This window comes from Phenylobacterium sp. T106, from assembly GCF_057219735.1.
Map to the genome: position 1 here is coordinate 99,117 of NZ_JBXVWA010000012.1, position 8,348 is coordinate 107,464.

Genomic DNA, 8,348 nt, shown 5'->3' on the forward strand with positions numbered 1-8,348 from the left:
GGAGCTCATGATCAGCCCTTTCTTTACCAAGGCGATTCAGCGGCCGTTAGGGGCCCCTGTGTCACCTTCTCGCCAACAGTGATGGTGAGGCGGTAGAAAGCCCATGCTTCAACAGCAGCAGACGCGCACGAACAGCCGCGGCGAGACCTACGTCATCGGCCCGACGGGCGCGCCCTTGACCAAGAACGATCTGCCCCCGCCGAACACCGGCCGGTGGGTGATCCGCCGGAAGGCGGAAGTGGTCGCGGCTGTCCGCGGCGGCCTGATCAGCCTCGAGGAGGCGCTGGAGCGCTACTCGTTGACGAGCGACGAATTCCTGTCCTGGCAGCGCTCGATCGAGCGTCACGGGATGGCCGGCCTGCGCACCACGCGTCTGCAACAGTACCGCTAGAGCCGGCCCGCCTCACGGACGGCTCTGCGTGAGCCGGCCGCGCCCCAGCACCCCCGGGCGCGGCCGGCTTTCGCGTTTCAGCCCAGCCGCGAAACCCGCACGGTGATCCGCTCCCGCTCGCCCGGCCGTCGCTCCACCAGCAGGCGCGCCACCTGGGCGTCGTCATGGAAGGCGTAGCCCTTGATGGCGTCGAGGATCGCCTTGGCCAGGTTGTCGAGGTCCAGCCACGGGGCCTCCCCCACGTAGTCCATCGCGATCTCCACGGCGAACTCGCCCCAGGCCGGGCGGCTGCCGCGCCAGGCCTTGCGGAAGAACTCGTAGAGAAGGGGTTTGTAGTACTTCGCCTGGGTGGTCAGTCCATCGACGGTGATCTCGAGCAGGCCCTCGGCCTCGCGGGCGCGCACCTTCCCGTGTTGGACCCATTCCTCGCTCATCGAGGCACCCATAGCCGCGCGCAGCCTTGCAGTCTCCCTCGGGCCGGTTAAACCGTGGGGCGCTTAGCGAGGGGGATCCATCCAGATGAGCGCGACCCGCACCGAGACCGACACCTTCGGGCCTATCGATGTGCCCTCCGACCGGTACTGGGGCGCGCAGACGCAGCGGAGCCTCGGCAACTTCAAGATCGGCTGGGAGAAGCAGCCGAAGCCGGTCATCCGGGCGCTGGGCATCGTCAAGCGCGCGGCCGCCGAGGCCAACATGGAGCTCGGCAAGCTCGACCCCGAGCTCTGCCGGTTCATCGTCCAGGCCGCCCAGGAGGTCATCGACGGCAAGCTCGACGACCACTTCCCGCTGGTGGTGTGGCAGACCGGCTCGGGCACCCAGTCGAACATGAACGCCAACGAGGTGATCTCGAACAGGGCGATCGAACTGATGGGGGGCACGATGGGCTCGAAGAAGCCCGTGCACCCCAACGACCACGTCAACATGAGCCAGTCGTCGAACGACACCTACCCGACGGCGATGCACATCGCGGCGGCCGAGGAGGTGGCGCGGTCCGTGATGCCGGCGCTGGAGCACCTGCACGCGGCCCTCAAGGCGAAGTCCGACGAGTTCGCGCACATCATCAAGATCGGCCGCACCCACACCCAGGACGCCACGCCGCTGACGCTGGGCCAGGAGTTCGGCGGCTACGCGCACCAGGTCGCCATGTCGGTCCGGCGCGTGAAGGAAACCCTCTACGGGCTCTACGAGCTGGCGCAGGGCGGCACGGCCGTCGGCACCGGCCTCAATGCGCCCATCGGCTTCGCCGAGAAGGTGGCCGAGAAGATCGCGGGCATCACCGGCCTGCCCTTCGTGACCGCCCCCAACAAGTTCGAGGCCCTGGCCGCGCACGACGCCATGGTGTTCAGCCACGGCGCGCTGACGTCCGCGGCGGGCGCCCTGTTCAAGATCGCGAACGACCTGCGCTTCCTGGGTTCGGGCCCCCGCGCGGGCCTGGGCGAACTGGCGCTGCCCGAGAACGAGCCGGGCAGCTCGATCATGCCCGGCAAGGTGAACCCGACCCAGGCCGAGGCCCTGACCATGGTCTGCGCCCACATCATGGGCAACCAGACCGCCATGGCCTTCGCCGGCAGCCAGGGCCACTTCGAGCTGAACGTGTTCAACCCGGTGATGGCCTACAACTTCCTGCAGTCCTGCCGCCTGCTGGCCGACGGGGCCATCAGCTTCACCGACAACATGGTCGTGGGCACGGAAGCCCGCGAGGACAACATCAAGGCCAACCTCGAGCGGTCGCTCATGCTGGTGACGGCGCTCAACGGCAAGCTGGGCTACGACAACTGCGCCAAGATCGCCAAGGCGGCGCACAAGAACGGCACCACGCTCCGCGAGGAGGCCGTCGGCGGCGGCTATCTCACGAACGAGGAGTTCGACGAGTGGGTGCGGCCCGAGAAGATGATCAGCCCGGGCTGATGACGCTTCAGCTCGTCCGGCTCGACGACGCGCTGCCGGACGGCTTCGACGCCCTGCGCTCGGAGGCCGACGCCGAGGGCCATCGGCACATGAGGCGACTGGCCGCGGAGGTCGCCGCAACTCCCGAGATGTTCACCGCGCTCCTGGCGGCGTTCGGGGACGGGGTTCTCGTGGGCGTCGGCGGCATCACCCCCGAGCCCGAGGCGGCTCCGGGCGAAGCGTGGCGCATGCGACGCCTCTTCGTGTCGCCGCGGGCGAGGCGCTCGGGCGTGGCCCGCGCGTTGGCCAACGCTCTGCTGGCCGAAGCCCTGGGCCTGAGCCGCCTCGTGACCGTCCACGCAGGGAATCCTGACGCCGAGGCCTTCTGGGAGGCGATGGGGTTCGAGCGCGTCTCCGGCCGCGCCTGGAGCCATCAGTTCCTGGCCGGCTGACGCCGGGCGGCCGGCAGGCTATGCTGCCGACATGGGCAAGCTCGAACCCAAGATCGACCCGGACCTCCTCGCGCAGGCGCAGGCGGCAGGGGTCGAGGTCGAGGCGGTGATCGAAGCGGCGCTCCGCGCGGCCCTGAGGGGCGCCGACGCCTCGGCGGCCGATGCGCGGGCGGCCAAATGGGCCGAGGAGAACGTCGAGGCCATCGCCGACTACAACCGCCGCATACGTGAGCGCGGACTAGTGGGCGCCGAGTTCCGGAAGTGGTGAGTGCGGCAGTTCGACGTCGTCGATAATCCGTCGGAACGTTCACGGGCCCACGCCCCGTACTTCGTCGTGCTGCAATCGCACCACCTCCACCAGCTGGACAGCGTGGTGGTCGCGCCGGTGCTCCGTGACGCCGCGCGGACAATGTCCGCACTGGACCTGGAGGTCGACCTCCTCGGCGAGCGGCTCGTCATCGCCCTGGGCGAGGTCTTCAGCCTCGAGAGAGCCGGGTTGAAGGGGACCCGCGGCTCCTTGGCCGGGCACGAGGATGCGATCCGGCGCGGCCTCGACCGGCTCTTCACCGGCTTCTAGGGCGGCGTCCCGCCGAGAACGAGCCAAGCGACCCGCCCTAAGCCCGGCGCAGCACGGCGAAGTCGGCGAGGTCCTGGAGGGCGGGGAGCCAGCTGTTGGAGCCGGGCTCGGAGATGGCCGCCTTGGCCGCGTCGGCATAGCGGCACGCCAGCGCCAGGGTGTCGTCCAGCGCGCCCGTCTCGCGCATCAGCTCGCGCGCGTGGTCGAGGTCGGCCGGCTCCTGCTCGCGGCGGTCGATCGTGCGGACCCAGAAGTCGCGCTCGGACGCCGCGGTCCGGCCCATGGCGAAGAGGAGGGGCAGCGTCACCTTGCCTTCGCGGAAATCGTCGCCGGGGTTCTTGCCCAGGGTGGCCGCATCGCCGGAGTAGTCGAGGGCGTCGTCGATCAGCTGGAACGCGAGGCCCAGGTCCTGGCCGAACTTGCGCAGCGCCCGGCAGCGCTCGGGCGACGCGCCGGCCGAGATCGCGCCCGCCTCGGCGGCGGCGGCGAACAGCTCGGCGGTCTTGGCCTTGATGATGTCGATGTAGACCTCCTGGCTGAGGTCCAGGTCGTGGCTGCGGGTGAGCTGCAGCACCTCGCCTTCGGAGATCACGCGGCTGGCGCGGGCCAGCACCTCCAGCGCGGGCATCGACCCGGCGCCGACCATGAGCTCGAAGGCGCGCGCGAACAGGAAATCGCCCACCAGCACGCTGGCGGGGGCGCCCCAGATCAGGTGCGCGGCGACGCGCCCGCGGCGCAGCTCGGAGGAGTCGACCACGTCGTCGTGCAGCAGGGTCGCCGTGTGGATGAACTCCACTGCCGCCGCGAGCTTGAGGCACGCGTCGTCCCGCGCGCCGCAGAGCCGGGCCGCGGCGATGGTCAGCAGGGGGCGCAGCCGCTTGGCCGAGCCGGCGATCAGGTGGTCCGCCAGCGCCGGGATCACCGGCACGGGGCTGTCCATGTGATGTCGGATCAGCTGGTCCACGGCGCGCATGTCGGGGCCGGCCAGCGTGAGGAGCAGGTCCAGCGAGGGCGGCGCAGCGACGGCCTGGGCGGCTTCCAAGACGGGGTATTCCTTACCTGCCAAAGCGTCCGGGCCCTACCGGTCGCCGTTTGCCGGGACAATGGTGACGCGATAGGGCACGGTCAAGCGGCCCCCGCCGAACACGTTCAGACGCTCACGCCGAGATCCGCCCCGGATGGACTCCGTCACCGAGGATCGCCTGCTGGATGGCCGCCTGCGCCTGCGGCAGCCGGCGCGCGGCTATCGCGCGGGGCTGGATGCGGCCCTGCTGGCCGCCGCCTGCGACGCCGCCGACGGGCAGCGGGTGCTGGAGGCCGGGTGCGGGCCCGGCGCGGCCCTCCTGGCTGCGGCGGCCCGACGGCCGGGCGCCCGGTTCACCGGCCTCGAACGGGAGCCGGAGGCGCTGGCCCTCGCCCGCGAGAACGTCGCCCTCAACGACCTTGCGGATCGCGTCGACGTGATCGAGGGCGACGTGGGGCGGCGCTTCTCGCACCTCGGCCTGCCGCCGTTCGACGCGGCCCTGGCCAACCCGCCGTTCTTCGACGATCCCGCCGAACTGCGACCGCCCGCGCCCGAGAAGGCGGCGGCCTGGATGGCGGACGAGGGCCTGATGGGCTGGGCCGAGTTCCTGCTGAAGGCGGTGCGCGAGGGCGGCTCCATCACGGTGATCCACCGGGCGGACCGGCTCGCCGACCTCCTGTCACACCTCTCGGCCAAGGCCGGCTCGTTCCAGGTGCGGCCGATTCACCCGTTCGCCGATGCGCCGGCCAAGCGGGTGCTGGTGCGCGCCATCAAGACGGGCAAGGCGCCGCTGCAGCTGCTGCCGCCGCTCGTCCTGCACGAACGCGGCGGCGCGAAGCACCGGCCGGACGTGGAGGCCATCCTGCGCGGCGAAGCCGACCTGCCCTGGCGGGTCCAGCTTCCCACGCGCGCCCGAATACCCCCTGGCGGGGAGTCGCCTTGACATCTCCGGTCGCGGCTGTCTGGCTTTGCCGATAGCCATAACCACGAGGTCGCGATGTCGTCCGCTCTACGTGGCGTTTTCGTTGCCGGGCTCGCCCTCCTGGCGCTGTCGACGCCCGCGCAGGCGGAACTCTTGTACCTGCAGGCGGGTACGAACGAGGCCTGCCCGCCCGGCGCCTGCCGCACGTCGACGCTGGGCGACGTGAACGGAAGCCTCTACGGTTTCCAGACCTTCGACAACTTCACCTTGAGCCGCGACGCGCGGATCCAGACCGTCACGTGGCGGGGCTTCGTGTGGCAGGACGGCGTCGGTTCCGGAACCGCGCCCGATCCGATCACCGAGACCTGGCAGGTCGGCTTCTACGGGGACAACCTCGCGACGCCGGACACCGACGCAAACCTCTACACAGCGAACATCGACGCCGCGGACGTCACCGTCACCCTCCTGGGAACCGATGTCTTCTCCGGCGACAACGTCAACGTCTACGAGTGGTCGGCGACCCTGCCGACGGACTTCCTGGCGACCGGCGGCGTGCGCTACTGGGTGTCCCCGGTTTCGCTGCAGGCGAGCTTCAGCCCGCTGTTCGGCTGGAGCGCTTCGACGCCGGCCTCGGGCCTGGCCTACCAGCGGCAGTTCGCGAACGGCGCCTGGGGACCGCTGAGCGGGAACGCCAACAACCGCGCCTACAGCCTCAGCGGCGCCTATGTGCCTGAACCCGGGACCTGGGCTCTCATGATCCTGGGCTTCGCGGGTGCGGGCGCCATGCTGCGGCGGACGCGGCCGCGGGCCGGCCTCGCCGGCTGAGGCGCCGATCCGGTCAGGTCACCGGCGAGAGCTTCGCGCTGTCGGCGAGCATGCGGTCCAGCAGGTCGAGGTCGATCTGCTCGGGCCGGCGGAAGCGGATGCAGCTCTTGCCCGCGTCCAGGCCCTTCAGCGCCTCGGCGTGGAGCGGATGCACCCGGGGGCTCACGTAGAGCGAGATGTACTGCTTCTGGCTGTTGAAGGCGAAGACGGGCGTGGCGTCGTCCGGGCGCGTGTAGCCCGGCATGCCGTAGCGCATGCCCTCGGAGCGCTCGCCGAAGTGCTTGAGCGCGCTGGCCCGCACGGCGCGCAGCGCCGCCTCCCGCTTCGGGTCCACCGTCTCGAACCAAGCGTCCACAGTCTGAGCGATCGAGGTCACCATGGCTTCAGATCCCCAGCTCGGCCCTGCAGCTCTCGTCGACCAGGTCGTGGGCCTCGGGATGCTTCTTCACCCAGGCGGCCATGAAGGGGCACGTCGGGACGACCTTCAGGCCGCGTTCGCGGGCCGCGCCGAAGGCATGGCGGGCGAGCGCGCTGGCCACGCCCTTGCCTTCGAAGGCCGGCGGAACGACCGTGTGCGGCAGGACCATCCGGCCCGGCTGGAGGCGGTACTCGGCGAAGGCGGTGTCCCCGTCGAGGGACACCTCGAAGCGGCTCTTCGCGGCGTTGTCGGTCACCTGGATGTCGGCCATGCCCCAACTTGACGCGAAGCGGGCGGGCCGCCAAGGTCCGCGGCGTCCGGAACGGCCAGCAGAGGAGAGGTTCGATGTCGCCCATTGTCCGCGCAGCCCCTCGCTGCGTCGCGCCGCCGGTCGCCTGAACAGGCAGATCCCCGTGATCCGGGGATGATCCGCGGTCGACGCCCCAGGGACCGGAAGGTCCGCGGCCTTCGACAACAAGGACATCCACGTTGCTGACCTCAGCACTCGACGCCTACGGCTGGAGCGATCGCCTCCAGGCCGACTTCGAACCCTACGCCGCCCAGGGCCTCGTGCCCGGCCGCATCGTCGTGCAGCAGCGCGGCGGCTATCGCATCGTGACGCCGGACGGCGAGATCGAGGCCCGGGCCTCCGGCGCGCTCATGCGCGCGAGCGCGGACTCCGAGCGGCCGGCCGCCGGCGACTGGGTCGCCGTCGAGGCCCGGCCCGGCGAGACCACGGCGCTCGTCCACGCCGTGCTGCCGCGCCGGACCGCCTTCATCCGCAAGGCCTCCGGGACCCGCGGCGGCGCCCAGGTGGTGGCGGCCAACGCCGACGTGGCCTTCCTGGTCGCCTCGCTGAACGCCGACCTCAACCTGCGCCGCCTGGAGCGCTACCTCGCCACCGCCTACGAGAGCGGCGCCGACCCGGTGATCGTGCTGACCAAGGCCGACATCGCCGACGACGCCGCCGCCCAGGTGGCGGAGGTGGAGGCCATCGCCGTGACCGCGCCGGTGCTGGCCATCTCGTCCAAGACCGGCGAGGGGCTGGACGCGGTGGCCGCCCACCTGGCGCCCGGCCGCACCGCCGTGCTGCTGGGCTCCTCGGGCGCGGGCAAGTCGACGCTGGTGAACGCCCTGGCCGGCGAGGAGCGGATGGCCACGCGGGAGATCCGCGAGGACGACGCCCGGGGCCGCCATACGACCACGCACCGGGAGCTGGTCCTGCTGCCGTCCGGCGGGCTGATCCTGGACACGCCGGGGATGCGGGAGCTGGGCCTGTGGAATGCCGACGAGGGCGTCTCGGCGACGTTCGAGGACGTCGAGGCGCTGGCGGCGGCCTGCCGGTTCGCCGACTGCCGGCACAAGGGCGAGCCGGGCTGCGCGGTGCGCGCGGCCATCGCGTCCGGAGAGCTGCCGGCGGAGCGGCTGGCGGCGTACGAGAAGCTGCAGGCCGAACTGGCCTACGAGCACCGGCGCGAGGACCCTGCGGCGGCCAAGGAGAACCGCAGGCTCTGGGCCAGCCGCCACAAGGCGTCGCGGGCCTGGATCAAGCACAAGCGGCGGGGCCCGGACGGCGGCTGAGGCGGCGGGGCCGTGCGCGGGCGGTCGGCGGGAGGCTCGCCGGGCTGTGGGGCGGAGGCCTTGCCGGCTGCCCCCTCCCCGCCGGCGCGTCGCGCCGCCGGACCTCCCCCCAGGGGGGAGGATCTTTGGTGGGGATGCTCCCCCTCTGGGGGAGCTCGCGAAGCGAGAGGGGGTCTTGCGGCGAAGGCCCTGCCGGCTACCCCCTCCCCGCCGGCGCGTCGCGCCGCCGGACCTCCCCCAAGGGGGGAGGATCTTTTGGGGACGATGC

General features: G+C 71.5%; 12 protein-coding genes. 8 read left to right on the forward strand and 4 right to left on the reverse strand.

Translation table 11 applies throughout. The annotated features are described in order from the left end of the window. Positions 1–103: 103 nt before the first annotated feature. Positions 104–391, forward strand: a complete 288-nt coding sequence (gene sciP / locus AC2D8W_RS20605; RefSeq protein WP_293480872.1) for a CtrA inhibitor SciP — start codon at positions 104–106, stop codon at positions 389–391. A gap of 77 nt (positions 392–468) precedes the next feature. Here sciP and AC2D8W_RS20610 read toward each other — a convergent pair whose 3' ends face one another. Further along, positions 469–825 carry a RusA family crossover junction endodeoxyribonuclease gene (locus AC2D8W_RS20610; RefSeq protein ID WP_484673109.1) on the reverse strand — a complete coding sequence of 119 codons (357 nt, stop codon included), beginning with the start codon at positions 823–825 and terminating at the stop codon, positions 469–471. Between the two features lie 85 nt (positions 826–910). Here AC2D8W_RS20610 and fumC point away from each other — a divergent pair, with 85 nt between their 5' ends. Genes fumC through AC2D8W_RS20630 form a run of 4 tightly spaced genes read left to right on the forward strand, consistent with a single transcriptional unit; the run spans position 911 to position 3,310 of the window. Beyond that, positions 911–2,302: a class II fumarate hydratase gene (fumC, locus tag AC2D8W_RS20615; protein WP_484673110.1), complete on the forward strand. Its 1,392-nt coding sequence runs from the start codon at positions 911–913 to the stop codon at positions 2,300–2,302. After that, positions 2,302–2,733 (forward strand): GNAT family N-acetyltransferase, encoded by a 432-nt coding sequence (locus AC2D8W_RS20620; protein ID WP_484673111.1) that lies wholly within the window; start codon positions 2,302–2,304, stop codon positions 2,731–2,733. Before fumC ends, AC2D8W_RS20620 begins: the two co-directional genes overlap by 1 nt. Before the next feature lie 31 nt (positions 2,734–2,764). Further along, the gene (locus AC2D8W_RS20625) at positions 2,765–3,001 is read left to right on the forward strand and encodes a type II toxin-antitoxin system CcdA family antitoxin (protein WP_484673112.1); all 237 of its coding nucleotides are present in this window, start codon (positions 2,765–2,767) and stop codon (positions 2,999–3,001) included. Next, entirely contained in the window at positions 3,002–3,310 is a 309-nt protein-coding gene (locus tag AC2D8W_RS20630; protein WP_293480863.1) for a CcdB family protein, read from the forward strand. Between the two features lie 37 nt (positions 3,311–3,347). Here AC2D8W_RS20630 and AC2D8W_RS20635 read toward each other — a convergent pair whose 3' ends face one another. Then, entirely contained in the window at positions 3,348–4,316 is a 969-nt protein-coding gene (locus AC2D8W_RS20635; RefSeq protein ID WP_484673119.1) for a polyprenyl synthetase family protein, read from the reverse strand. Between the two features lie 172 nt (positions 4,317–4,488). Between AC2D8W_RS20635 and AC2D8W_RS20640 the strand changes: the two genes are divergently transcribed. Both AC2D8W_RS20640 and AC2D8W_RS20645 read left to right on the forward strand, forming a co-directional pair. Next, a complete protein-coding gene (locus AC2D8W_RS20640) occupies positions 4,489–5,277 on the forward strand; it encodes a tRNA1(Val) (adenine(37)-N6)-methyltransferase (protein ID WP_484673113.1) in 789 nt (262 codons plus the stop codon). Between the two features lie 54 nt (positions 5,278–5,331). Beyond that, the gene (locus AC2D8W_RS20645; protein ID WP_484673114.1) at positions 5,332–6,081 is read left to right on the forward strand and encodes a PEPxxWA-CTERM sorting domain-containing protein; all 750 of its coding nucleotides are present in this window, start codon (positions 5,332–5,334) and stop codon (positions 6,079–6,081) included. Positions 6,082–6,094: 13 nt separating this feature from the next. Here the strand turns inward: AC2D8W_RS20645 and AC2D8W_RS20650 are convergent, their stop codons facing one another. Beyond that, complete coding sequence (locus AC2D8W_RS20650; protein ID WP_484673115.1) at positions 6,095–6,460, reverse strand: iron chaperone; 366 nt, start codon at positions 6,458–6,460, stop codon at positions 6,095–6,097. 4 nt (positions 6,461–6,464) lie between these two features. After that, complete coding sequence (locus AC2D8W_RS20655) at positions 6,465–6,770, reverse strand: GNAT family N-acetyltransferase (RefSeq protein WP_484673116.1); 306 nt, start codon at positions 6,768–6,770, stop codon at positions 6,465–6,467. A gap of 218 nt (positions 6,771–6,988) precedes the next feature. Here AC2D8W_RS20655 and rsgA point away from each other — a divergent pair, with 218 nt between their 5' ends. Further along, on the forward strand, positions 6,989–8,080 hold the full coding sequence (gene rsgA / locus AC2D8W_RS20660; protein WP_484673117.1) for a ribosome small subunit-dependent GTPase A: 1,092 nt from the start codon (positions 6,989–6,991) through the stop codon (positions 8,078–8,080). Positions 8,081–8,348 lie beyond the last annotated feature (268 nt).

Bases quoted from the DNA above. Each gene is read 5' to 3' on its own strand.
- AC2D8W_RS20655 (WP_484673116.1), bottom strand. From the start codon at position 6,770: ATGGCCGACATCCAGGTGACCGACAACGCCGCGAAGAGCCGCTTCGAG.
- fumC (WP_484673110.1), top strand. From the start codon at position 911: ATGAGCGCGACCCGCACCGAGACCGACACCTTCGGGCCTATCGATGTG.
- AC2D8W_RS20645 (WP_484673114.1), top strand. From the start codon at position 5,332: ATGTCGTCCGCTCTACGTGGCGTTTTCGTTGCCGGGCTCGCCCTCCTG.
- AC2D8W_RS20625 (WP_484673112.1), top strand. From the start codon at position 2,765: ATGGGCAAGCTCGAACCCAAGATCGACCCGGACCTCCTCGCGCAGGCG.
- AC2D8W_RS20640 (WP_484673113.1), top strand. From the start codon at position 4,489: ATGGACTCCGTCACCGAGGATCGCCTGCTGGATGGCCGCCTGCGCCTG.
- sciP (WP_293480872.1), top strand. From the start codon at position 104: ATGCTTCAACAGCAGCAGACGCGCACGAACAGCCGCGGCGAGACCTAC.
- AC2D8W_RS20650 (WP_484673115.1), bottom strand. From the start codon at position 6,460: ATGGTGACCTCGATCGCTCAGACTGTGGACGCTTGGTTCGAGACGGTG.
- AC2D8W_RS20620 (WP_484673111.1), top strand. From the start codon at position 2,302: ATGACGCTTCAGCTCGTCCGGCTCGACGACGCGCTGCCGGACGGCTTC.
- AC2D8W_RS20610 (WP_484673109.1), bottom strand. From the start codon at position 825: ATGAGCGAGGAATGGGTCCAACACGGGAAGGTGCGCGCCCGCGAGGCC.